Here is a 25,949-nt window from a genome sequence, read left to right as displayed (position 1 = left end):
TCGTTATGTTTTCTTTGCATGAAAAGTATAAATCCCGGAACCGACCGTTATCACGATGTATTTGTTCCCTTCTTTCCGGTACTCGATACCGGGAATATCCTGCAGGCGGATGCCGCTTTCCGTTATCTGCGCGGTGTCGGCGGACGGGAGATAGACGGATGCCCGGCTGTTTGCAGGCACTTCCACCCGGATCGTAAACTCTTTTTCGTTGTCTTTCCAGTCCGAGACGATCCGTCCGTAGGGCGATTCGTAGGAAGCGTTTGCTTCGCGGACATCGCCGACCGGTTCGGGCTTGATGACAATATGCTTGAATCCGAACGAATCCTCCTGCTGGCGGATACCGCCCAGCCCGCTGAACAACCATTCCATCAGGTGGCCTAACATAAAATGATTGTTGGAGACAAACCCGTATGCCTGCCACGATTCGGTGAGGGCGGTCGCCCCGTGCGCCAGTTGCCAACCGTATCCCGGCGTGTCGTATTTGCAGTTCATGTCGTAGATCACATCAGATGCGCCGCCTGCTTCGAGGGCGCGCAGCACGTAACGGTAGCCTACGTCGCCTGCCGTCAGTGCATTGTCCCGGCTGCGTATATCGGCGATCAGGTTATCGAACACCTGCTGCCTGTTTTCCGGAGTGGTCAGTCCCATATAGAGGGCGACGGCGTTTGCCGCCTGGCTGTCGCGATCGTACTTGCGGGTGGACGGGTTCCAGAAAGTCCGGTTGAAGGCTTGTTTGATCCGGGTGGCCAGCTCGCTGTATTGGCGGGCGTCTTCCGGTTTGCCTAAAAGATTGGCCATCTTTTCCATCAGCGTGACGTCGTAATAGTAAATGGCGGTAGCCGTGACGCCGTTTGAAGTCAGCTGTGCCTCTCCCGGGCTTTTGGGGCCGATGTCGAACCAGTCTCCTAAGCCGTAGGCGATAATATGGTCGTCGGCTTTTGAAGACAGGTAGTCGATGTACCGCTGCATATCCGGATAATAGGTCTCGATCAGGCGCGTGTCGCCATACCATTGGTAGATATACCAGGGACTGATGATGAACGTGCTTCCCCATTCCGGCGTGTCCTTGAAACCGCCTTCAAACTCGACCAGTTCGGGAGCGATAGTCGGTATCATCCCATTGGTGGCCTGCGTGGAACGTATATCGTTGAATGTCTTTTCATACAGGCGTGCCAGGTTGTAGCGGTATTGTACGGAATATTGCATCAGATGCGCCTCTTCCAACCAGCCTAACTTCTCGCGGTGCGGACAGTCGGTCAACACGCTTGCCATATTGCTGCGGATCGCCCAGTCGATCAGTTCGTACGTCTGGTTGAACAAGGGTTTCGAGCAATGGAAACTACCGGCGTTTTCCGCCGAGTTGCAGGTATGGAGGCCCGTAATCTCTGTGATTTCAGGCAGTCCGTCCGGGTTGGGTTTTCCGGCTGGGACGGCCCCTTCCACCTGTACGTATCGGAAGCCGTAATAGGTGAACCGGGGTTGCCAGCTTTCCGCGCCGTTCCCTTTCGGGGTGTAGCCGAACCAGAACGGTGCGCCGCTCGCACTTTGGTTGACGGTGCTGTCCGGGTTCAACAGTTCGGCGGGATAGAGTTTTACCGGTTGCGCCGTCCGGGCGTTCAGGGAGAGATGCACGATGCCGGAGAAGTTCTGTCCCAGGTCATATACCCACTGTCCCTGCCGGTTTTTGAAAAGGCGGACGGTTGGGATCCGGTCGCGTACGGTCAGCGGTGCGGAGCGTTGGGAGAGAAGCCGCGTTTTCCAGCCCGTGTCTAAGGCTTTATCCCAGGAACGGTCGTCGAAACCGGGTTGCATCCAGCCGGGCTGTTCTTTGTTGGCATCGTAGTCTTCGCCGCCGTAAATGCTGTTGTAGGTGACGGGGCTTTCCGTCGCTTTCCAGTCCGTACCGGTTACGATGGTCTGCGTGCTGCCGTCCGCATAGTCTATTTGTATCTTCATAAGCAGGCGGGGCGCGCCGTAAGAGGCGAGTAGTTTGAAATAGCGTTCACGCGGGATGTTGAAAAAGCCGTTCCCGAGCATGACGCCGACTGCGTTCTGTCCCTGCTGCAACTGCCTGGTAATATCGAAGGAGACATATAGGGCGCATTTGTCGTACTTCGTCCATCCCGGATCGAGGAAATTGTTGCCGACCTTATCCCCGTTGAGGAACATATCGAAATGTCCGAGTCCGGAAACGTATGCGACCGCCCGCTTCACCTGTTTTTGAACTGCAAACTCTTTCCGGAACTGTGGCAGCCGGTACATGCCGGTCTTTTTCCCTTTCAGGGCGCGGTCCACGTTGGTCAGGCCGTGCAATCCGGTCGTGATTATTTCATCTTTCCTGTCTTTTTCCCATGCGATCCATTTAGCATTGTTCCAGTCTTTCTCCGAAAGAAGCCCCATGCCGAACCGGTGGATCAGGCTCCAGGGCGAGGGATTTCCTTCTTTATCCCAGCTTTTTACTTTCCAGTAATATACTTGTCCGGCTTTCAGTTCCTTTCCGTTGAAGGGGACAAGAACGGAGGATGAGGAGTTGTTTTTCCCGCTGTCCCAGATATTCCCGTCACCGGCTTGCAGCTTTTCCGGCGAGTCGGCTACGAGTATCTGCCAGGCCGATTGCTCGAAGTTACGTTCTTGCGCCTGTATCTGCCAGCTGAAGCGGGGCTGAGGCGTCTCGATTCCCAACGGCTCTTCCTCATGTTCGCACCGCAGGTTGTACACGGAATGAGTACCCGCCGCCTGTAAAAGGACGGGAAATAGGATGAACAGGATACAAATGCTAAATGGTTTCGTTTTCATGGTACTGACTTTGTTAATGTATTAATTCGAAATCTTCCTTCAACCCGTAGTCCATCATCTGATATTCGTTTCCGGGTATCGGTTTGTTTACGTTTTTCCAGTGCCAGGGCGAAGCTAAGCCGGGAGCCGGATTCTTGTAATGCGGGCCTAACAGGTTCTTCAGGCTGCCGATCACATGCACGTCGATGTTATTGTCTCCCTCTTTCAGATAGGGCGTAACATCCAACTGCCAGGGGTCGAAAGCAATGATACCGGCCTTTTGTCCGTTGACATATACTTCGGCAACCGTGCCGCTCCACTTGTTCAGCTTGACGGCATACCGCCCTGTGAGGTTGTTTACGGTATAGTTCTTGCTATAACTCATATCCCAGGAGTAGAAGGGCTGTTGCTGTTCCTTCCAGCTGCCTAATGTGAAAGACGTTTGCGGGGTACTGATGCTCCATCCCTCTTTTTCGGGTACTACCGAGAAGTTTCCGGTGATGTAGACAGGTTCTATCTCCGCAAAGATGCTCATCGGGCTGATGCTGAGCTCGACCGTATTGTTGCCTTTCTTCACTAACTCGCCGATCGGGTAGACACCGAAAGAGCGGTCCAGCCACCATTCGCCCGGAATGGCTTTGACGGTGCTGCCGTTTACTTTGACGGTGAACAGTTCGGGACGTTCGGCCACGAGCTTCATTCCGGAATAGTCGAATGCATCGTTTACCGTGAAATGATAGGAAGCTGTAAAACCGCCATCCTTGAAGTTGTCGCGGTCCAGAATGTTCCGTTTGTATTGGACGGAGGTGTTCCAGGGATTGCCGTTCGCGAATCCATGCGCCTTGAAAGCGATGTCGGCAGCCTGCGAGAAGTGCACTTTCTTATGCGTTTGCCCTTTTACCGTCACGTCGCAGAAGTCGATTGTCAGCGCATTGTCTTTCAGGCGGCTGACTACGGTCTGGCCGGTTGCCGTAAGCGGACTGTTCCCTGCTTTCTGAGGACGTGCCGGATAGTTCCCTGCACGCTTGGACGGACAGTAGAGCAGAAGGCTTCCCGCCGGTTCAATCGTAAAGGATACGTTTTGCTTGTCTCCCTCTTTTGAAGACGGATATGTATAGATTTCACCGCTTAAAGCATCCATTTCCAGGACGGCTTTGCCCGGTATCGAGAGCATTCCGTTGACGGCTTCGTCCATCGATGAATTGACAAGGAAAAGCAATTCCCCGTCTGCAAACAGGCGGCGCTGGTGGTACAGGTTACCGCCATTGAAGCTGATCCGGAACGGATCGGAAGAGAAATACTTGCCGATCACATCCCGGGACAATCCGGGTAGTGTGGTAACAGCTGGCTTGGAAAGCAGTTCCGACAGTCCGTTGTCGACCGCTCCGTCTATCCGGGTGGGAGAGGAGAAGGCAACGATTTTACCTCCCTGTTCGACGAACCGGCAGAGGAGGTCAAAGGTCGGTTTGTTCACTGTTTCCATCATTGGGGGCAGGACGAGTGTCGAATAGGATGCCTTACCCACGATGAAACGGCCGTTTTCGACCTTTCCCTGGTCTTTGATGATGTTTTCGGAACCGAGGTCATATTCCACCTGATTCTTTTCCAAAGTCGTTACAAACGCCTGGAATGCGGTTCCTATTTCCATCAGTTTCGGGGAACTTCCGGCATGGATGTAGTAGCTCCACAGCGTCGAGTTGGGTTCCAGTACCAGGATATCGTTCTTCTGGATGCCTTTGCTCATGACTAACGAGAGGCGTCCGTAGTAGTCGTTCAGTTCGCGATAGTTCGACCACCAGGGGGAATGATAGGTGAAGACGGGCGGATAGTCATACTTGCGCGCCCCTGTCAGTGTCATGTGCGCCAGGTGCTGGTTCATGAAGTTTACGCCTAACACATATTCCCAGTCGCCCAGCCGTTTGAAGTCTTTGAACGTTTCGTCCCATCCGCCGCCGCCGTAGGTTTCGCTGAGCGTGCGTGAGCGTCCCGTCTGGTTGGCTGCACTGCGTAATTCCTTTACGGCCCGGATATTTCCGAACTGCGCTTGCGGACTGGTTTCGTTGAACTGGTTGAAAAGCATGTCGATTGCCGGGACCTGATGCCAGGCGTACATCGCCATGTTGTCGGGGCCGTCGTTCATCTGTGGCCAGCCGTGTTCCCAGTAATGGCCTGTCCATTTCAGGTTATTGGCCTCGCAATAGTTGTGCCAGGGCTTGGACCAGCGGTCGACGAACATCTGCAACAGCGTTTCCATATAGTTGTGGCGCACCTGTTTCCAGTTGCCTGTCTCTTCGTTGAGGAGCGGAAGGAGCGGGAGAAGGTCGTATCCCCATTGCTTTTGGAATACCTCGAACAAGTCGGGAGTCCAGCGCAGGCCGCCCGGACTGCTGATGTTAGGCTCATCGGAGAAGACGCCGAAAACGGATTTCCCGAATTCCTCTTTGATCGTTTTCTCGTATCCTTTCATCGTGACATCAATGAATTTCTCGGTGACGCCGGGCACAAGCAGGTCAACGTAGGAGTAACCGCCATACCAGTCCGATTTTCCCAGATAGGTCTTTTTGTAGAGATAATATTCCCCTTTTGCTTTTTTGTATGTACCCAACGTCTGTGTGATGTCGGTCCATTTGTCCCCTTCCTTTTTCAGGATGATGAAATACTCGTCCGTTTTGTCCGGCAGTAAGTCCGCTTTCGTCATGACAAGTCCCTGCCCCTGGTTGTATGATTCGGGCATTTCTTCCGGCACATGTCCGCCGGCAAAGCCGCTCGGGTAGGAGTTCTCGTCGTATATCCAGATGTCCAATCCCATCTCTTTCCCTTTGTCTACGGCATGGCGGAAAAGGGAATACCATTCGTCGGACATATATTCGGTGATCAGTCCCGGGCGGGGATGGATGAAGGCCCCTCCGCAACCGGCCTCTTTAAATTCCTTCAGCATACGGTCTATCTCGGCTTCCGTGACTTTCCCGTTCCACACCATAAAGGGGGCTGTGCGGTACTCGGACGATGGATTGGCGAACTGAGTTTCCAATGTCGCGAAGTTGTCTGTCGTTTCAACCTTGTTGTCCTTGCAACCGGTCGCACCGAGAGACAGCAGCCCTCCCGCTACGGCAAACATAAAGTTTCTGATAATGTGTTGTGTATTCATGGTGATAATAGTAAAAAAAGACCTTCACTACAAAAGTAAAGGTCTTTTTGTTAATGTGAGTATTAATAACCAGGATTTGGAGTTAAAAGACTATTAATTTGTAATTCCCGATAAGGTATCGGATACAAAAGATATTCTTGTTTGATCTGATACGTTCTGTCCGGCAGGTCTTTATCGACCGTCTTGATGTATTTCCCGTATTCGGTCATTACATCGATTGCTTTGCCGGTACGCACGAGGTCATACCAACGGTGGTTCTCGAATGCAAGCTCGTGTTTGCGTTCGTTTGCTACCACATCGGCTGTCACGACGCTTACAGCGGGCAAGCCAGCCCGGGCACGCACCTGGTTGACATACTGGGCAGCTTCTCCGGCTCGGTTCTGCTCAACCAGACATTCAGCCATTAATAGCAGTGCATCTGCATAACGGAAAACAGGCCAGTTATCATCTGTATTTTCCGTCTTGGTATGCTGGTGGCGGTATTTGTTGACGAAAGGAATCGCTGTCTCATAGTTTGCAATGGCAGGATCGCCGACCTTATACACACCTTCCACTATCAGAAGCCCGTTATCGTCTTTACCTACGGCAACAGCGATGGAAGGATCTACGCGCAAGTCGCCTTCTTCATAGGAAGCGATCATGGCCGGTGTCGGGACATTCCAGCCGCCGGTCAACATCGTGTTGGAGATGGGAACGCCCGTAATCATTTCGCCTTCCTGGGTTTTCGGCATAAAGTAGTATAACCAATCGCTCTGTTGGCCCTGGTCACCCATCTGGTACTGGATATCGAAGATCGATTCTTTCCCGTTCTTTTTAGACGGGTCGAATACATCTGCATAGTTGGGCAACAACTCGTATCCGTCGTTCATGACTTCCTTTAGCTGGGCCTCCGCTCCGGCATAATCGCGGTTCGGCATGGTCATCAGTGCATAGGCTTTCAGCATTCTGGCTGCCCCTTGTGTGGCTGCCCCGTTTTGCGGGAACGATACCGGGGCGAGTTTGCTGATCGCTTCATCGGCATCCGCTATGATCTGTGCATATACTTCTTCAACAGTGGAACGTCCTAAAAATGCATTATCGGAACTGGTTACTTCGGTCAGGTATAAGGGCACGCCGCCGAAACATTGTACTAACTGGAAGTAGAATAATGCACGCATGAATTTTGCCTGTCCGATCGTCTTGCTTGTAAATGATTCGCTCAGGCCTGCATTTTCCAGACGTCCGATAAGTGTGTTGCAACGCGCGATGCCGCTGTAGCAACCGTTCCACATTTCACCGACCCATTGATTCTGGTTGTCGACGATGAAGTCCGCAATGTTTTCACGGTACAGGATGTGGATACCACGGTCCGTATTGTAGCGGGTGTAATGTGTATTGTCCGAACGCATTTCCCCCATCAGGTAACCTTGACGGGCACTAAGTGTACGCAGCCCGTTATAGGCTCCGTTCAGTGCTTGTGTAAACTGATCTTCCGTTTTGAAGAATGTTCCTTCATTGGAGTTGTTTTGTGGTGACAGGTCCAGAAAGTCACTGCTGCATGAAGCCAATGAAAGCATTGCCGTGCACACACATATTGATAATATCTTTTTCATACTTTGTTTCTTTTAGAAATTAAACATCAATTAGAATGTTATATTACAGCCGATACTGAATGTCCGTGGAATCGGATATGTAGTACGGTCTACACCCAAACCATTCCAACTCAAACTGTTGTTGTTGCTGATTTCCGGGTTCATGCCTGGATACTTCGTGAAGGTAGCCAGTTGCTGGGCCGTGAAATAGAAACGGAGTTTCGAGATGTATTGGTTCTGGGGCAGAGGAACCGTGTATCCTAATGTGATATTCTTGATTGTCAGATAGGTCGCATCGTACACCCAACCGCTGTGGTTGAAGCGATACAGCTCGGTTGTTCCTGACTTTGTTTTCGGGATCAAGCCGTTACCCGGGTTTTCAGGTGAACGCCATCTGTCTTTTACCTCTTTCAATACATTGAATACACCATCCAGGTTTAATGTGTTTTCGCGTGTGGCATCGATGATGTCACCACCGATTTGTCCGGTCAGCAAAATACTTAAATCAAAGTTTTTCCATGCGAACTCGTTCGACAGACCGAATAGCATATCCGGATTCGGATCGCCGATGATCGTACGGTCGTATGTGTCGATAACACCGTCGGGAGCGCCATTCGGACCGCTGATATCTTTCATTCTGACCGTACCGACTTCCGAAGAGGCATGTTTCGGTTGCGATTGATACTCCGCTTCCGTCATATATACGCCGTCGAAGATGTAACCCATGAAGACACCGATCGGTTCGCCTACTTGCAGGCGGTTCCAGTCTTGTTGGTCGCCATAGCCACCCAGAGGAGTGTCATTGGTTCCCAAACGGGTGATTTCGTTTCTGTTGAATGATAAGTTCAGGTTGGTAGTCCATTTGAAATCTCCGACAAGGTTACGGGATTGAACGGTAATTTCATGTCCCCAGCTTTTATAGTCCCCGATGTTTGAGTAGATATTACCGAAACCGGCCGAGTAGGGGATATCGATCTGGTAAAGCAGGCCATCCACTTTCTTTCTGTAGAAGTCGTACATAAAATAGATACGGTCATTCAGGAACCCCATATCGATACCTAAGTCTAATTGCTTGGTTTCTTCCCATGTCAACATATTGTTACCGATGTTGCTCATTGCCTTACCGGGGGCCAACGTCCCTCCCAATACATAGTCGGCTTTACCGATATTGGCTAAGTGACGGTAGTCGCTACCTAAGTTATAGTTACCTGTCAAACCGTAGCTGGCTCTTATCTTCAGGTAATTCATAACCGGCGTCACCGGTTCCATGAAAGCTTCGTCAGAAGCGATCCATCCGGCAGAAACGGAAGGGAAGTTCGCATATTTATTGCCTGCCCCGAAACGTGAACAACCGTCACGACGGAAAGTCGCTTGCAATAAATAACGGTCTTTGAAGCTATAGTTCACACGTCCGATCATAGAGGCTAATGCCCATTCGGTCACCCCGCTGCCTCCATTCTTTGTCGCAGCGGCATCGATCCACTGGATCTCGTCATCAGGGAAGTCTGTTCCGCTCAGGTTGCCCCATTCCCTTCTGTATTTCTGGGCTGTGTAACCGACTAAGACGCCTACCGTATGTTCCCCGAACGTTTTGTCGTACATCAACATGTTTTCTATCGTCCAGTTGTAATAGAACTCCGAATTATAGTTACCGTCCGCTTTTACAGGGGGAGGAGTACCCATACCGCCACCGGCCGTGGAAGGTGTAAAGGTACGCTGGTTACGGGCTCCCAAATCGATACCTGCCTGGATTTTATATTTGATACCATTCCAGATATCTGCTTCCAGGAATGCATTGCTTAACAGAGTAAATACCTTATAGTCGTTTGTCTTTTCTTCCAGTGCGCGAATCCAGTTCGGCCATTTGAACGGCAGGGGAGACGGCGATACTAACGCTGTTGTCAGATTGCCGTTTTCGTCATACGGGCTGATACAGGGGTCTGTGATAAATGCACCGCTGATGATCTGGCGGTCGCCATCCGTATTCTGGTTGTTGAATAACTGCAATACCGGAGCAATATTCAATCCGATCTTCACCCGGTCGTTCACCTGGAAATCGTTATTGGCACGGAGGGAGAAACGCTCGAAGCCGGAATTCCGGATTACACCTTGCTGGTTAAAGTATCCGAGTGTGATGGAACTGTTCAGCTTGTCTTTGCTGGCATTGATGTTCAAACTGTAATTTTGTGTCGGAGCATCTTCCGTAAGCAGTTCGTACCAGTCGGTACCTTTTCCATATTTGCTGAGGTCATTATAGGCTGCCGGGATTTCCCTGCCCGCATCTTCCAGGTATTCTTTTTGGAAAGTTGCAAATTCACGGGCATCCATAACGTCCATTCTCTTTGTCCCTTTCAGGGTTTGGATACCGTAGTTGGCACTGAATGTGACTTCCGTGCGTCCTTGTTTCCCTCTTTTGGTCGTAATCAAAATAACGCCGTTTGCCGCACGTGAACCATACAGGGAGGTTGCTGCTGCATCTTTCAATACGGAGAATGTCTCGATTTCATCCGGGCTTATATTATTGATGCCGGTGGAAATAGGCATACCGTCCACGACGAATAAAGGTTCGCTACCGCCATTGATAGAAGCGGCACCACGGATACGGAACGCCATACCTTGTCCGGGTTGTCCGGTGGACTGGTTGATTTGCAGACCGGCTACCTGTCCTTGCAGTTTTTGGGCAAACTGGCCGACAGGAAGGTCGCTCAGATTATCTGCATCGATTTTGGATACGGACCCTGTCAAGTCTCTCTTTTTCTGGGTACCGTAGCTGACGACAACGAGTTCATCCAACTCATTTACGGTTTCTTTCAGAACGACATTTAATGTTTTCTGATTTGAAATGGTTACATTTTTTGTTTCGTATCCGATAAAACTGATTGTAAGAATTTGATTCGGATTAACATCTATGGAAAAATTACCGTCCATATCTGTAATAGTACCGATAGTAGTACCTTTTACTGCAATGTTCGCACCTGGTATAGGTTCTCCCTTTGCATCGACTACCCGTCCGGTTATTTTACCGGTTGCCTGTTCTATACTATTGATGGGATATGTCTCTGCATGAGCTTTTGAAATAACATATCCTGGGCTTAAAAATACTGATAATAACACAGCCTTAGGTATTAGGCTGCTACATATCGATTTAATCATAATACCAAAATTTAATTTAACAATATAAATACTCTAAATCTCTTTACTAAAACTTTTTAAGTATGTTCTTTACATCTCTTCATAGGCAAATGATTTAAAAATGACAACTGAATTAGTTCTGGTAGAACTCTGAACTAATGGGATATAAATAGTTATGAAAAGGAAGGCTTTCCTATGAATTTTAGTTTATTCATTAGACCTTTTTATCGTTTCTACGGTAGAAAAAGGAAAATAGGTTTTTTGCAAGAATATCACTTTGGTTAATTTTAATATCATTTTTGAAAACAATTGGTAGTTTTATATCTCTAATTTTGCCACGGTAGCAAACAGAAGGTAAAAAAAGCCAGAGTCCTACCAGGACTAAGGTCTTCTTTCCGTTAAAAAAACTTCCCATCCACCCTGGTATAATAATTCATATTTTAGCGGATTCTGAATCTTCCGCAAATCGGGAGAAATACAATAACCCCCCTTTTGGGCTGTTTTTCTATTTCATCCGAAAAGTTGATCGATTTTGGATTGACTCTTTTCACGGTTTTAACTTGTCCGGCTGACACCGGACAAAATGAGGTGCCAAGACAATTCCCAAAAGCGTGCAGTTTGATTGTAGAAAGGCGAAAATACTGGCAAAGTGATAAACCTTAACTCCCGGAGAATCGCCTGTAGCAAAATAAAACGGACGGCGTTCCAAATATCCCAAGGAAATTTTCATGGTTTTTTGTCGTGAGGACGGTCGTTTTTCAAAAGAAGACGGTCATAATCGCCATTGCGACCGTCCTAATGGTCCGTGCACTCGGCACCTCGCAAAGATTAGCACGGTCGCAATGGCAAAGAGGACGGTCGTGATGGCGGAAAACTCCCGGAAAAGGGGAAAAAGTGCATTTTTGAGCTCAAAAAAACGGATTAACATTTGTTTTGTTTCGGATGCCTTCTGGACCTGAAAAATACGTTTTATACAATAAGTCCCCCTGCCGCAGGCTCTCTTTTGGGGGATGTGTCAAAAGTAAGTTCTAACGCTTTAGCGTGTCATTGCGGGCTTGCCCCGCAACCTTATACTAAACTGATTACAGTGATTAGGATGAGATGGCGGGTCAGGCCCGCCAGGACACAGACGCTATAAATAGGACTTTTGACACATCCTTCTGAAGTCCACAGAGGAAAAGGCTTTGCCTCTAAGCTCTAAAACCGTTCGTTAAAACGAAACGGCAAAAGAGAGCCTGCGGCGGAGGGCTTATTGTATAAAACGTATTTTTCAGGGTAAAAAAACATCCGAAACAAAACAAATGTCAACCTACTTTTCAGCTGTCAAAAAGGAGCTTTTTCCTATGATCCGGAACCTTATCGCCATGAAGAAGGACTTTATCGCTCTGATCCGGAACTTTGTTGCTCTGAAGTCGGACTTCATATAGCACAAAGTCAACCTTCAGAGTGATGAAGCGTTACTTCACGGCAATTTTCTGCGCACCTCACGGCAACAAGCCCCCAAAATTTCCTTGGGATATTTGGAACGCAGCCCGTCTTCGTTCGCGAATATTCGATTCTCCGGGAGTTAAGGTTTATCACTTTGCCAGTGTTTCCGGTTTTCGGTAATCAAATTGCACACTTTTCGGAATGGGCTCGGCACCTCATTTCATCTGTTGTCATCCGAGTCAGTTAAAACCGTGAAAAGAGTCAATCCAAAATGGATCAAGATTTCGGACGAAATAGAAAAACAACCGAAACAGGGGGTTATTGTAAATTCATCATTTATGGTTTAAAACTTCTTAGATTTGAAGCAAATTAGGCATTCTATGCCCATGGAAACACTAATAAAAATAAATCCATTTTTATTCACTCTATATGCAATATTTGTCTACCTTTACATGAGTGCGACACGCTTTATAAGAAGTGGTTATACGTCTTAAACAACATCGAGATCATGGAACGATTACCTCAAGAACTGAACAATCAGATCTTCCGCAAACTGAAAAGCATTGTGGAGGTAGAGCGCATGACTCCCGACCAGCGTCTGGAATATGAATTAAGCCTCTCCGTCGAGCGTGACCTTTCTGCTGCCCTTGATACAAGTTTTGAAGATGGGATGGAGAAAGGAATAGAGAAAGGCAAAGCGGAAGGTAAAGCAGAAGGCAAAATCGAAGAACAACGTCTTATTGCTGCCAATTTTAAAAAACAGGGGATCAATATTGAAACAATTGCGCAATGTACCGGTTTGTCGGTAGAGGAAATTAACGGATTGTGATTTATCAATGCTAACTAATTGAATCAGCCGGGTTGTTGCTTGTTCGATAACCCGGCCGATTTGTTTCACTTCTTGCCAAATTTTCCACAATAAATCATCATTTAGCGGCATCAGCCTATGAAAACAGAAAGGGAAACCTCACGGCCTCCCTTTCCCATTCACTTTAACTAAAAAGCTTAATCTACGAAAAATCGAAGATTACTTAATATAAATGCGCGTCTTTATCGGACGTTTACTTTCTGTGTCAACACATGGCCGCCACTGCTCAGGCGAACGATGTAGATTCCTTTCGGAACGGAGATCGTTTCTGCCTGGCTGATCGTGCGATGTGCAACGACTGTACCTGCCATGTTGACAATAATCATTTCAACCGGTGTGGCTGGCTGGATCTGAATACCGCCTTCGCGACCGAAGATTGCCGATTCGGCAAGAGCTTCTTCAACACCTGTTGCGAAGTCAACCGTTACCTGGCAAAGAGCGGTCAGACCGCCATTGATGGCTGTGGCAATAATGGTTGCCTGGCCTACTTTGACAGCAGTTACTTTACCGTTGGCGTCGACTGTAGCGATACTTGGATCTGTGCTTGTCCATTTTACGCCGCCGGCAGCTGCCGGTTCTACGGTAGCAACCAATGTATAAGATTGCAAACGTGCCAATGTCAAGGTTGTCTTATCTAACTTGATACCGGTTGCATCCGGAGTCGTGTCGCCTGTACCGCCGCCTGTGCTTCCACCGCCTGTTGTCGGGGTGTAAACGGATTCATAGGCGCCGAGGTGAACAGTTTTATTCGTGCCGTCGTCGGTTAGACGTGCATCACCTAAAATATCCATGGCATCTTCAGTGATACCGGTAATGTCACCCTGTGCTTTGGCAACAGGAGAATCTTTGTGCAATTGATACTTATAGTTTGTATTGTCGAACTTGATGTAATCGAAAGTGGCAAGTTTCAGACTGTTCGTTTCAACAGTAGCTGCGGTTTTCAGTGCGTTGTGAGAAATCACAACATTGCTTGATGCACTATTTTCTATTGCTTCATCGGCAACCGTCCAGAGGATATTATTCTTGATATTTACATTTGTCTGAGTAGCTGCAATTGTGATTACAGGCTCTGTATTGTCTGCATCGGTTGCATTTACAAACGTATTGTTGATAATGGAAACAGTAGAACTTTCTGCAATATCTATCAACTTCATATTGCCATTGTTGTAGAACAGACAGTTAGAAACCGTAACTTTTTTACCGGAAATGATTGCACCTTCGCCTACGATACCAACAAACTTACAACGGTCGATCGTTGCGGTAGCTTCGCCTGCTGCAATTACTTCGGAAAGGGCTCCTGCGGTCGATGCTTTTGTCAATACATTAACAAAGTTACAGCTGCTTAAAGTAAAGGTTGCGCCACTGGTTGCTGTGATTGCTTTGCCGACAAATTCAGCATTTTCGATAACAACTGTACCACCATCCTTTATATCGAGAGCGGCAGTTTCTGCGTCTGCCTTGAATCCGCTATTTGTCAGATTCAACTCGCCTGATACTTCAACGGTTGCGCCCTCTACATGGGCACCTTCCAGATTAACGGTCGAGCTTTCTACAACTTTGATAGCAGTCGGAGTTGTTGTCGCATTTTCTACTGCTACAATCTGGATGTTTTCCAATGTCAGTTCGACATTTGCTGCTGTGGTAAAGGCTGTCTTACCTTCTGCGACTGTAATAACAACTGGTTCTGTTGCTCCTTCCGGTGCTTTGATAACAGCATCGCTGCTAACTATCAACTCTTTATCTCCCAGATCGATATCGCCACTCAATACGATTTCAGCCTGGTTACCTTCCAATGCTGCTTCAAGATCATCAGCTGTCGGTTCGAGCGCTCTCTTTGAATATTCGTAAGCGCCTATATCGATAATAGCAGCTTCGCTTGTGCTGATTCCTGTTTGTTTTCTGGCTACGTTCGCCAGGTCTTTCTCTGGATAACCTTCGATATAGGCTTCGTTTGAACCGCCGTCGATACACGGATTGTTTACGTTACCAACCTGGGCTGCCAGTTCGTAAGAACCTTCTTCAAACGGGTTGCCTGATAACTCTACATTGTGAGTTTCTGTTGCATCTGTTTCCAGAGAAGCGCTTGCGCTGTAAGTAATTGTTCCCCCTTTTACAGTAGAATTGGTTACTGTTTCCATCACACTGTTTATAATGGTGCATTGGCTGTTATCGAAAGCAGAAACATTCGCTTCGGCTCCCTCTAAAGTTGCTTTATTGCCCCAAACTGTACAGTTTATCATTTTTGCTCCGGCAACAGAAAACTCAACAGCACCCTGTGTCGTATCGTCTTTGCCTTCAGCCGTTGCAACACCTTTTGTACCGGTAGCCGTATTGCCATAAACTAATGTATTGACCATTGTCGCTTTACCGTTCAGGCCAACACCGGCAATGTTGTAAGCCGTATTACCATAAACCCTACAATTCAAGATTTGCATATTGCTTGCATCATTATCAATGTTTTCTATATTCGTACGGGTATTGATACCGCCGGAATGAGCTCTTGCATTATCTCCTGTTACCGTATTATTATAAACTTCACTGTTCTGGATTGTACCGATAAAGTGCATGACAACACCGCCACCGCTGGCAGCCTTGTTATTATGGATTAGACATCCGTCGATCACACCGCCCATGTAACACATCACGCCACCGGCCTTGCCAGTAGTTACGTTTGTACTGATTTCGCAATTCTTCAATGTTACATTCTTTGTAATAATTGCACCGGCAGCGTCGTCGGCTTTACCGTTTGTGATCATCAGGTTGCTCCAAGTGGTAGCGTTTGTCAAGCCTGATTCTGTAAATGCAGCACCATCATATTTGGCATCTGCCTTATAAGAAACCACACGTCCTTCGGCGGCGCCGTTCAGGATAGAAGCCGGTTTTCCGCTACTATCCACTGCTCCGGTTACGTTAACACCGTCTTTCATAACGAAGTTGCCGATATATTCTCCGGCAGCCAGTTTCACGTCTGCTGTTGCAGCGTTGATCGCCCCTTGCAGGAACTTGGCAGGCAGTGCGTTTTCGGCAGAACTACCGTCTTTCTTGCCTGCACCTTCTACGGATACATAATAGGTGTCAGCCGTTTTACCCAACATCAGCGTAAACGGACGTTCTGTTCCGGTAATATAAGTAACTAATTTGTCGGTCGTGGAAGCACTTCCAGCTGTCGTGGCATTGGTGTACAGATAAGCATCTGCCAATTCCATGATGGCGTCTGAAGGGAGGGTAAGTTCTGTATTCTTATTTACTAAAGCCATAACAGCCTCCAATGTCGTATTCTTGGATACGATTGTGCCTTTAGTACCTTTTGCCATTGGCAATGCATCTACAACACCCTCGGCAGATTCGATCTGTGCGTAGACATACTTATCGCCGGTCCAGTGCAGATAGCTGTAGAAACAATCAGTGTACGTGTTTGCTTCGGCAATTGCTTTTTCTGCGGCAGCATCATAAGCCACAGTCGCATCTGTTGTCTTTGTTGTCCCGTCCGGCAATGTCAATTGTTTGTTGTCGCGCAGGATTATGGCTGTTGATGTAGATTTATCTGTTGCCGTAAAATTGTAATTGGTAAATGTGTTATACTTTATATTATAGGTGACAGATGATGTTTGCGGATACAGCATCAAGCCGTTTGCAACATAAGTGTTGGCCGATACGCCACCGGTAAAGTCGCAGTTGTCAATCGTGATCTTGTCGGCAATGGCTACAATGGCACTCTTTTCCCATACCTTGAAGCCGTAGCTGTTCTGGTTCAGTTTCAGGTTTGCCAGCGTAACATCTTCGGCTTTGACCAACAGGTTGCAGTTGTTGAACACGGCCTTGTTGTCGGCATCCAGCCCTTGCACCTTAATACCTGTCGGGATAGTCCAATAATGTGTGTTGGCTTCTTCATCTTTTACGGACAAATCAAATTCGCCGGCCACATAGATCGGAGCGCCGGCCACCGAGTAATTTACAGCTGTATGCAGCGATGCCGGATTATTGCTTACGCAACTGAATTGGCGCAAAGGGGCTTTTCCGGCTGCGTTTGTCGCACCACTGTAATTCCAGTTGCTGCGTCCATAATCCAGATAGCAGTTCATGAAAGTGTTATTCTTCCAAAGGTCGATCTCGTTTGGAATGACAACCGTAGTTGAGCTTTTGTCTGAGAAGCCATTTCCAAAGCGGCTTAACGATGATTCCTCCGTAACCAATAGAGCCGTAGAACTCCATCCCTCGGTTCTATCATTAAACATATGGAAAACGTTGTTGGCAATATTATAGTTTACCTCTCCATCGCCGTACGGCCAGATATTCACACCGTTTCCAACTTTCGTCCCGCTGGTGTTAGCTTCCATGACAAATTCGTTTTCCCGAATAGTTGCCGATTTAGCAACAACATCGATTGCGTTTTTAGTCAAAACACTCTCATCTCCACCTTTAATATGGATTTCCAGGCCATTGATCGCACAGTCGTTTGCCAATAAATGGAATGAACCATACACAACCGGACGTTTCGTTGTGCCCTCTTTGGGTTGGATCGTTGTTCCGGCTTTTGTTAATGATCCCATCGATACAATCGCATCTGCGCTTCCGTACGTTCCTTCGGCAACCAGGATGGTAACAGCACTTGCATTCGCAGCTGCATTTGCTGCCTCGATAGCCGCCGACAGAGTTGCATACGGTAAGGCTTCCGTTCCGTCTGCCGAATCTCCGGCTTCACTTCCGGCATCTACATAAATGGTTAAAGGTTCCGGTATGGCTTCTGCCATGATCCACCCGATACCCGCCAGCACCATAAAGGCAGCCAGCATACATGTTCTTTTGAGTAAATTTACCCTTCTCATGTTTGTTTTGTTTTTGATATCCATCAATTCCCGGACTGGATGGTTTTTGCATAATAAAAGAGGCGTGGGAACTGTTGATATATCTATCATTGAGGCTCTCGACTGCCCGGTTGTATGATATAAACAACAGCCCACGCCCTTTTTGCTTGTATATGCGTGCATGCTGGCGCATGCCTATATAACAAGGAAAGGAACGCGAGCGTTTTGTTGTCTATTACCCATACAACCTGAAATTGTCGAGATTTCAATGATAGGATAATATCTTAAAAACGCTTCTCGTTTATCTAATAAAACGCATTGACCCGCAACGCCATGCAGGTGTACATGGAGGCAAAAGTAGGCCTTAGTTTTCAATAAACAAAGAAAAAGAAGAAAAATAATGTGCCAATGGTTGAAGGGATACGTTTATTAGTAGCTGATACTTATATTCTTTTCATTCTCTTTTGAAAAACTGTTTGCAACGTTCTGTATGTCTTGCAGTGTAAATTTTCCCGTCAGGCGGATGATGACGTATTCGGATTCCGTATCGGCCAGCATGATCATTTCGTTTATCTGGTCGCCTTTCTGCTCGATGTAGAAGGTCGCTTTGGTGTTGTTGTCTTTGACACGCATCAGTTCTTCGTGCGATTTGCCGATGAGGCCGCTGAATTCCTTCCGCATCTGATCCCGTATTTCCCGTTTCTCGGAAGTGAGTATCTGGAGGTTGTTTATTTTTCCTTTCAGGTTCATCAGGTCGAGGCCGCCGCTCTCTATGTTAGGCATCATTTCAAACATTTTCTTGGAGATGAAGACGGATGTCACGTTGTCCATGTCGGCATATTTCTCGAACAGTTTATCCTGGGCAAAGCACAGGCTTGTGCAGCAAAGGAACAGAATCAGGAATATATTTTTGTATTTCATAAGATTAATCGTTTAAATGTTTGTTTAATATGTTGTTTACTTTATCGATTTCCTGTCCTGCGTTGTTCACCTGGCTAAGGCCTTTGTTGAGGTTCTGCGACATCAGGAGCAAGGCTTTTTCGGCGACGACGGCGGCATCCTCGGATTGGTGTAGGTGTCGGCGAGGCGGTCCGGAGTGTGAGACGGCGCGTCATACTGGAAGATGCCGATACATAGCAAGGCTACGGCAGCGACTCCGCTTAACCAGTATAAAGAACGTCTCCGGGTCAATGAACGAGTTTTCTTTTCCTCTGCGACAGCCCAGGCGTCGATCTGCTGTTCCAGCCGCTGGGAAAGTCCTTCCGGTAAAGCCTGCTCCTCCTGGAGGGCTTTATTGATCAGTTCGTCTATATTTTTATCGTTCATATTCATGTGCATAATATTTATCAAATTGTTCCCGGATTATTTTCCGTGCCCGGGAGAGTAGCACCCGTATGTTGACGGCGTTCAGGCCGGTGATCTGTTCTATTTCGTCCATCGAGCAATCGTCTATCCCTCTTAGCCGGATAACCTGTCGTTGGTTTTCCGGCAGGCGGCTGATCAGGTGGCGGATATGCTCCACTTTATCTTGCATTTCCAGCTCTTTGTCCGGCGAAGAATCTGTGGAGAGTGTGACGGCCTCTGCGACGTCTTCGTCGTGCCTGTTAGCACGGGGAGACCGGAGATAATCGAGGCAGAGGTTCTTGACCAGCGTTACACAGAAGGCTTCCGGATTTAGAACATTGGCCAGTTCTTCCCGCCGGCTCCATAGCTTATAGTAGGCGTCTTGCAGGATGTCTTCGGCATCGGCTTTGTTTTCGACCAGTGCGTAGGCAATCCGGAAGAGCTTGGGATGGAGGGGGAGGAACAGCCTTTTAAAGCTATCAACGTCCATTTTTATGGTCGTTTACTACCCGTTCGATATCGGATGGTTTGATCTTTCCTTTGATACGGATCAGGGCATCGTCGCCGCCGTCGGTTGTCAGGACAACCAGTTCGCGGATCATCTCTTTATCGATACGCACCATTACTTTTGTACGGCTGCCGCCTTCGTTGCTTGTGACCATTGTCTCGAAGTTGGGATCTTTCAGTTGCTTGATGGCCGTACGGAGATTTTCTTTGACAGTACTGCCGCATTCATCGAAGGAAAGGACCTCGATACTGCTTACCCCCATCGTTTCGGTAAACATACTGCTTATTTTCATCAGGAACGGACCAACCGTTACGCGGGTTACGTTATCCTGTTTGGCAAAATCGTTGAACAACTTGTCCATACTCTGGCTATATCCTGCCTGGCAGAATAGAATGAGAATCAGAATTGCAATGTATTTTTTCATCTTTCTTTATGTATTAATCGTTACTTAATTCCGTTAGTTCCGGCTCATTCAATGCGCGCTATTGAAGAGCGTTCATTAAGTAGACGGTAGTGGTTGCAAAGTTGTTACAAATAAATTGAGAATTTATCATTTTTCTTTGTTTTCTGCTATCTCGACGAAATAGACACTCGAGCAGATAAGCAGAACGGCAATCAGTTGTGTCCAGCTGAAACGGTCCTGTCCTAATGCTAAGGAGGTGATGGTTGCCACAATCAGGATCAGGTAGCCATAGATGGCAACGAGCGTCGTTTTCAGGTATTTCAGTCCGATCGGGACAAGCAGGTAACTGATAACGGTCGGGAAAATCAAGACAAATAACAATACGCCCATCGGTTTCCAGTGGATCGGAGAGGTAAGGACGGCAGCATCGAATCCGGTTATCGCCGAGACAATGATGCCGGAAAACGCCGCACCCGAAAAGGTGTATCTCAGCATGGTCATGACCCCGACATTCTTCAGAATGCGGTTGCTTGCAATCAGATAGACGGCATAAGCAACTGAACTGAGCAGGCAGAGTATATTCCCTGTCAGGGCATCCGAGGCCAGATCGTCGCTTTTCTGTGTCAGGATACACAGCAGTGCGCCTCCCAACCCGATGAGGATACCGGTTACTTTCATCTTCGTGATTGTCTCTTTAAAGAAAAGGACGGACAGGATGAACACCCAGATCGGTTGCAGGCTGGAAAAGATAGAACTGGAGACCGGTGTCGTCTTGCTCAACCCGATCAGGTAGAAGAACATAAAACCGTAGATACCGAGTGCACCTAAGAGGAAAAGGAGTATTTTGTCTTTCCGGGTGGATGTTTCCGGTTTGGTGAAAAAACCGATGATCCAGAAGGCGACGGCTGCGAATGTACACCGCAGCGTGACACCGGTCAACGGACTCATCCATAGTGGTAACAGATATTTCAGCGCATTCATGTTCAAGCCGCTGAAGATTTTGGATATGACCAGGCTGATATTGGCTTCTCTGATTTTATTTTTCATGTTTTCTACTGTTGTTTGAGTTATGCGGATTTAAAACTGTCGTTAAATAAGAAGGAGTCCTGTTTGAGGTAAGCCCAGACGGCGGCAGCCAGTGCGATAATCATATTAAAGATGAACGCGAACTGTTGCGTTTCGATATGGAACATATCTTTAAACACATTAATGATAAACGGGCAAAGCAGGATCGCCAGGTAGTTCATGGCCATGACGAAAGCCAAAGCTAACGTTACTTTTGCCGGTATGGCGGTACGGGTTGTCTTATCATAGGCAATAGGCTGTATGACGCCGTAGCCGAGCCCTGCCAGGATGCAACCGAGCCCGATCAGCCATTCGGTGCGGGAGACAAGGATAAGCGCCATCCCGGCAGCGATGGAGAGTATACAGGCAAACTTGGTCTTTTTCCCGAAATAGGAGACTATCTGGTTGAGGACGAACCCCGGTGCCATGATAGCCAGGAAGAAGAGTGAAATCATAAGTCCCGAATTGCCGCTGGTAAAATGGTATTCCTTCATCAGGAACGGAAGGTTGAAACTGATGATGATGACCAGATAAGTGGCTAATCCGTAGAATAGCATGATCTGTATCAGGTGGCGGATTTGTATGCCGAATTTGCCGAAACTGTTGTTGGTATCCGTCCCCGTGCGGCTCTGTGTCGCTTGCGGGGAGACAGCCGGATAAGGCGAAATATTCTTTTTCAGATAGAAGGAAAGGACGATCGAAATCAACGGAAAGAGATAGACGACGAACGGCAGGTGCCAGTTCACTTCCGCCAGATATCCTGTCAGGATGGTTGCTAACACTAACGTTACATTCGTAATGGCTGAACTGAGCCCGAATTGCTTCGTGCGGTATGTCCCGGTAAAAAAACGGGAAATCAAGCCGGTGGAGAGTGGTACGATCAGCCCGGAACCGACTCCTAACAGTGCGCTGACGGCTATCAGTTGCCACATTTTTGTGGAGACCAGATACAAGACACCGCTCAGTGAGAAGATCACCAGCCCGACTTGCAACAGGAAGATATTATTGACCTTTTCCGTCAGTTTGCCGGACAAAATGATAAAAGGAATGATCAGCAGGGAGGGTAACGACGAAAGCATTTGTATATCCAGCTCCGTGGAATGCGGAAAAATTGCCGAAAGTTTTCCTAAGATAGGAGACACAGCCAGGCCGGGCAACGCATTCAGTGCCGATATCGACCATATACCTATTAATGTAATAAGGGGAATCGTCCCCTGTCCGGTCTGTATTCGCATAATCGTTTCGTTTTAGCGTTTGTGAATAGTGATTTATGATTTATTTATTGTATTGAAACAAATCCGGATTCTGAATGTTCACTATGCTTATAAAATCCTTTTACAGAGTCGTTTTAGGTTAAAATACGAGTAGATTTTGGCACTCTTATATAACATTATTTTAATAAAGCTCAAATGTCGTATGTTTAACCAAAAACATAGAACAATTGCGGATAGCAGCTGTTTTTGCCATACAATCGACCGAGATAAGTCGATAACGCCATTAATAATTAAAAACAAAAAAGACATGGAAGATTCTAATTTTAGAAAAGGTGATGCCAAGACAGCGATCTTTGGCTCGAATGCAATGTTGCATCCCGCTCCAGTAGATGTAATCCCCGATGGTCCTACCACTCCGGAGATTGCCTATCAGATGGTAAAAGACGAAACCTACGCACAAACACAACCGCGCCTGAACTTAGCCACATTCGTGACTACCTGGATGGACGATTATGCAACCAAATTGATGAATGAAGCAATCAACATCAATTACATCGACGAAACGGAATATCCGCGTATCGCTGTGATGAATGCCAAATGTATCAACATCATGGCTAATTTGTGGAACAGCCCCGAACAGGCAAAATGGAAAGCCGGCGCATTGGCTATCGGATCTTCCGAAGCATGTATGTTGGGGGGTGTTGCAGCCTGGTTACGCTGGCGTGAAAGAAGGATCGCACAGGGTAAACCGACCGACAAACCTAATTTTGTGATCTCTGCCGGTTTTCAGGTTGTCTGGGAAAAGTTCGCCCAATTGTGGCAGATCGAAATGCGCCAGGTACCTCTGACACTTGAACACATCACGCTCGACCCGCAAGATGCTTTGAAGTATTGCGATGAAAACACGATCTGTATCGTTCCCATCCAAGGTGTTACCTGGACAGGCTTGAACGACGATGTGGAAGCATTGGACGCCGCCCTTGACGAATACAATGCAAAGACGGGTTACGATATTCCTATCCATGTGGATGCCGCTTCCGGCGGTTTCATCCTGCCGTTCCTGAAACCGGAACTGAAGTGGGACTTCCGCCTGAAATGGGTACTTTCCATCAGTACTTCCGGACATAAATACGGCCTGGTATATCCGGGATTAGGTTGGGTTATCTGGAAAGACAAGAAATATTTGCCGGGTTCCATGTCTTTCAGCGTGAATTATTTAGGAGCAAACATCACCCAGGTCGGCTTGAACTTCTCGCGTCCTGCCGCACAAATCCTGGGACAATACTATCAGTTTATCCGTCTCGGCTTCCAGGGATACAAAGAAGTTCAGCAGAACAGTATGGCTGTGGCTGATTACCTGCATGCTGAAATCGCCAAGTTCGCTCCGTTCCAGAATTACAGTAAAGACGTTGTGAACCCGTTGTTTATCTGGTATCTGAAGCCGGATTATGCAAAGACAGCCAAATGGACGTTGTACGACTTGCAGGATAAATTGAAACAGAGCGGATGGATGGTTCCGGCTTACACGCTGCCTGAAAATCTCGAACAGTGCGTTGTCATGCGTATCGTTGTCCGCCAGGGATTCAGCCGTGATATGGCAGACCAGTTGTTAGGTGACATCAGCGGTGCTATCGCCGAGCTGGAAAAACTGGAATATCCGACGCCGACACGTATCGCACAGGATAAGAGCCAGGAAGTAAAAGGCTCTGTCTTTACCCACACGGGCTGTGCCAAATCAACAAAATAAAGTAGTTATGGATAAAAAGATTTCTGTTTCACAACTGAAAGAGGTAGCACAGGAGGCTTACGAACAGTATAAGAATAATACGGACGGTAAGAATGCTGATTATATCCCCTATCTGGCTAATATCGACAAGAATCTGTTCGGCATCAGTATCTGCCTGTTGGATGGCAAGACTATTACGCTGGGCGATTCTTCCTACCGTTTCGGTATCGAGTCTGTCTCGAAGGTGCATACCGCTATCCTGACATTGCGCCAGTACGGGGCGGAGAAGTTGTTAGAGATGATCGGGGCCGATGCAACCGGCCTGCCTTTCAACTCCATCATGGCGATCCTGCTTGAAAAGGATCATCCTTCTACTCCGTTAGTGAATGCCGGAGCAATCACGGCCTGCAGTATGGTACAGCCTATCGGCAATGCCGACGGGAAGTGGGAAGCGATCGTTTCCAACATTACCGACCTGTGCGGCAGTGCTCCGCAGCTGATAGACGAACTGTACAAGTCCGAGTCGGCTACCAATTTCAATAACCGTTCTATCGCCTGGTTGCTGAAGAACTACAACCGTATCTACGACGATCCGGATATGTCGCTCGATCTCTATACCCGCCAATGTTCGTTAGGTATCACAGCCGAGCAGCTTTCCATCGCCGCAGCGACTGTTGCCAACGATGGGGTGAACCCGGTCACGAAGAAGGCTGTTTTCGACGCTTCTCTGTCTCCGAAGATCACTTCCCTGGTAGCGACCGTCGGTTTCTACGAACGTACGGGCGACTGGTTGTACACTTCCGGCATTCCCGCCAAAACGGGTGTCGGTGGCGGTGTGATGGGCATCATGCCCGGACACTTCGGTATCTCCGCCTTCGCTCCTCCTTTGGATGGCTCCGGCAACTCCGTGAAAGCGCAGTTGGCTATTAAGTACATAATGAATAAGCTGGGTCTTTCCATTTTTGGAAGCAGCCGGTTTACAATCACCGATAAAACGGTTTATTCTTTTAGTTGACGAGCCTCCACGCCCCTACGTTGTAGGGAGACGGGAGGCTCGTTTTTTATGTCTGTTTCGTCTCGGGTTTGTTTTGCTCGTAAAATGCTTCTTTTTTCTTGTTTGCGGCTTGTACCAGGCTTGTGACGTAGACGGTAAAGATCGGGAACATCATCATGCCGAGAGCGGCCAGCAGAACCGATAGAATGCGTCCTGTAGGCGTGATTGCAATGATATTGGAACCAACGGTCGTCACGTCCATGAAAGCCCACCAGAGGGCATCGCTGTAATCCCTGACTTCCGGGTTCACCTTATGTTCAAGGACGAAGAATATCAGGCTGGAAAAATAGACCATTGCCAACAGCATCGTCAGGTAAGAGACAAAAAGACCGGAAGCCCGGTTGGAGGTCAGCCAGCCTACCACGATCGCTAATGCCCATCCACTGCGTACGAGCGGGATGAAACGCAGGAAATAGGTCACCTCCGCCGAAAAGGCGAAACCGTAATAATCGATAATGTTAAGATAGGGAATCGAAACAAGCAGGAAAATGATGTGGGTTTGCAGATAATGTAATTTATGTTTTGATAACAAAAACTCCAACACAAAATCGGCAATAAAGAACATGCAAATCCAGAACTGCGTTTTCAGGTAAGATGTTTGCGTGATGAACGGAATGTTGTTGAATGTGTCGATCGAAACATCAACGATAAGGAAAAGAGAAAGTAGCAATATCATTACATGGAGCACTCCGTAAATGCCCCGTTTTTCGTAGAAAAAGTCATTGAATGCAGTCTTCATTGTCTTGAATTATTACGTATTACCGAATGGAACAGCGTAGGTGCGGATTTTGTTTTTAACACTTATTCGTTAATTAACCAAGTTTGACATCCCGTTGACAAACTAACACAAAAAGGAGTTGTTATACTGTCAATACAAGCGAAACTAAACGAAACAAAATTCACATTTT

14 protein-coding genes and 1 pseudogene are annotated in these 25,949 nt (G+C 47.6%); 3 read left to right on the top strand and 12 right to left on the bottom strand.

The window, feature by feature from the left end; all coding sequences use genetic code 11:
• Nucleotides 1-3: 3 nt before the first annotated feature.
• The 4 genes from DW083_RS09455 to DW083_RS09440 form a co-directional block, all read right to left on the bottom strand.
• On the bottom strand, nt 4-2,796 hold the full coding sequence (locus DW083_RS09455) for a family 78 glycoside hydrolase catalytic domain (protein WP_122332208.1): 2,793 nt from the start codon (nt 2,794-2,796) through the stop codon (nt 4-6).
• Between the two features lie 13 nt (nt 2,797-2,809).
• A complete protein-coding gene (locus DW083_RS09450; protein WP_122332207.1) occupies nt 2,810-5,923 on the bottom strand; it encodes a glycosyl hydrolase in 3,114 nt (1,037 codons plus the stop codon).
• A 62-nt stretch (nt 5,924-5,985) separates the two neighbouring features.
• Nucleotides 5,986-7,515: a RagB/SusD family nutrient uptake outer membrane protein gene (locus DW083_RS09445; protein WP_115501095.1), complete on the bottom strand. Its 1,530-nt coding sequence runs from the start codon at nt 7,513-7,515 to the stop codon at nt 5,986-5,988.
• 30 nt (nt 7,516-7,545) lie between these two features.
• Nucleotides 7,546-10,647, bottom strand: coding sequence for a TonB-dependent receptor (locus tag DW083_RS09440; RefSeq protein ID WP_122332206.1), 3,102 nt, complete (start codon nt 10,645-10,647; stop codon nt 7,546-7,548).
• 1,819 nt (nt 10,648-12,466) lie between these two features.
• On the opposite strand from DW083_RS09440, the gene DW083_RS09425 reads away from it, so the two are divergent.
• Nucleotides 12,467-12,883, top strand: a complete 417-nt coding sequence (locus tag DW083_RS09425) for a PD-(D/E)XK nuclease family transposase (RefSeq protein WP_370038940.1) — start codon at nt 12,467-12,469, stop codon at nt 12,881-12,883.
• A gap of 221 nt (nt 12,884-13,104) precedes the next feature.
• On the opposite strand, the gene DW083_RS09420 is transcribed toward DW083_RS09425, so the two are convergent.
• The 7 genes and pseudogenes from DW083_RS09420 to DW083_RS09390 form a co-directional block, all read right to left on the bottom strand.
• A complete protein-coding gene (locus DW083_RS09420) occupies nt 13,105-17,748 on the bottom strand; it encodes an Ig-like domain-containing protein (RefSeq protein ID WP_147382120.1) in 4,644 nt (1,547 codons plus the stop codon).
• A gap of 408 nt (nt 17,749-18,156) precedes the next feature.
• On the bottom strand, nt 18,157-18,648 hold the full coding sequence (locus tag DW083_RS09415; protein ID WP_122332202.1) for a DUF4252 domain-containing protein: 492 nt from the start codon (nt 18,646-18,648) through the stop codon (nt 18,157-18,159).
• A gap of 4 nt (nt 18,649-18,652) precedes the next feature.
• A pseudogene (locus tag DW083_RS09410) lies at nt 18,653-19,053 on the bottom strand (hypothetical protein).
• Nucleotides 19,043-19,561 carry an RNA polymerase sigma factor gene (locus DW083_RS09405; protein ID WP_122332201.1) on the bottom strand — a complete coding sequence of 173 codons (519 nt, stop codon included), beginning with the start codon at nt 19,559-19,561 and terminating at the stop codon, nt 19,043-19,045. Before DW083_RS09405 ends, DW083_RS09410 begins: the two are co-directional and overlap by 11 nt.
• Nucleotides 19,551-20,003: a DUF4252 domain-containing protein gene (locus DW083_RS09400; RefSeq protein ID WP_122332200.1), complete on the bottom strand. Its 453-nt coding sequence runs from the start codon at nt 20,001-20,003 to the stop codon at nt 19,551-19,553. Before DW083_RS09400 ends, DW083_RS09405 begins: the two co-directional genes overlap by 11 nt.
• A 126-nt stretch (nt 20,004-20,129) precedes the next feature.
• On the bottom strand, nt 20,130-21,029 hold the full coding sequence (locus tag DW083_RS09395) for a DMT family transporter (protein WP_122332199.1): 900 nt from the start codon (nt 21,027-21,029) through the stop codon (nt 20,130-20,132).
• A 20-nt stretch (nt 21,030-21,049) separates the two neighbouring features.
• A complete protein-coding gene (locus DW083_RS09390) occupies nt 21,050-22,282 on the bottom strand; it encodes an MFS transporter (protein ID WP_122332198.1) in 1,233 nt (410 codons plus the stop codon).
• 286 nt (nt 22,283-22,568) lie between these two features.
• Between DW083_RS09390 and DW083_RS09385 the strand changes: the two genes are divergently transcribed.
• Nucleotides 22,569-24,008, top strand: coding sequence for a glutamate decarboxylase (locus DW083_RS09385; protein ID WP_122332197.1), 1,440 nt, complete (start codon nt 22,569-22,571; stop codon nt 24,006-24,008).
• A 7-nt stretch (nt 24,009-24,015) separates the two neighbouring features.
• Complete coding sequence (gene glsA, locus DW083_RS09380; protein ID WP_122332196.1) at nt 24,016-25,002, top strand: glutaminase A; 987 nt, start codon at nt 24,016-24,018, stop codon at nt 25,000-25,002.
• Nucleotides 25,003-25,048: 46 nt separating this feature from the next.
• Here glsA and DW083_RS09375 read toward each other — a convergent pair whose 3' ends face one another.
• Nucleotides 25,049-25,780 carry a potassium channel family protein gene (locus DW083_RS09375; RefSeq protein WP_122332195.1) on the bottom strand — a complete coding sequence of 244 codons (732 nt, stop codon included), beginning with the start codon at nt 25,778-25,780 and terminating at the stop codon, nt 25,049-25,051.
• Nucleotides 25,781-25,949 lie beyond the last annotated feature (169 nt).

This window comes from Parabacteroides sp. AF48-14, assembly GCF_003477465.1.
GTDB lineage: Bacteria > Bacteroidota > Bacteroidia > Bacteroidales > Tannerellaceae > Parabacteroides > Parabacteroides acidifaciens.
This window is presented reverse-complemented; position numbering and strand designations above follow the sequence as displayed.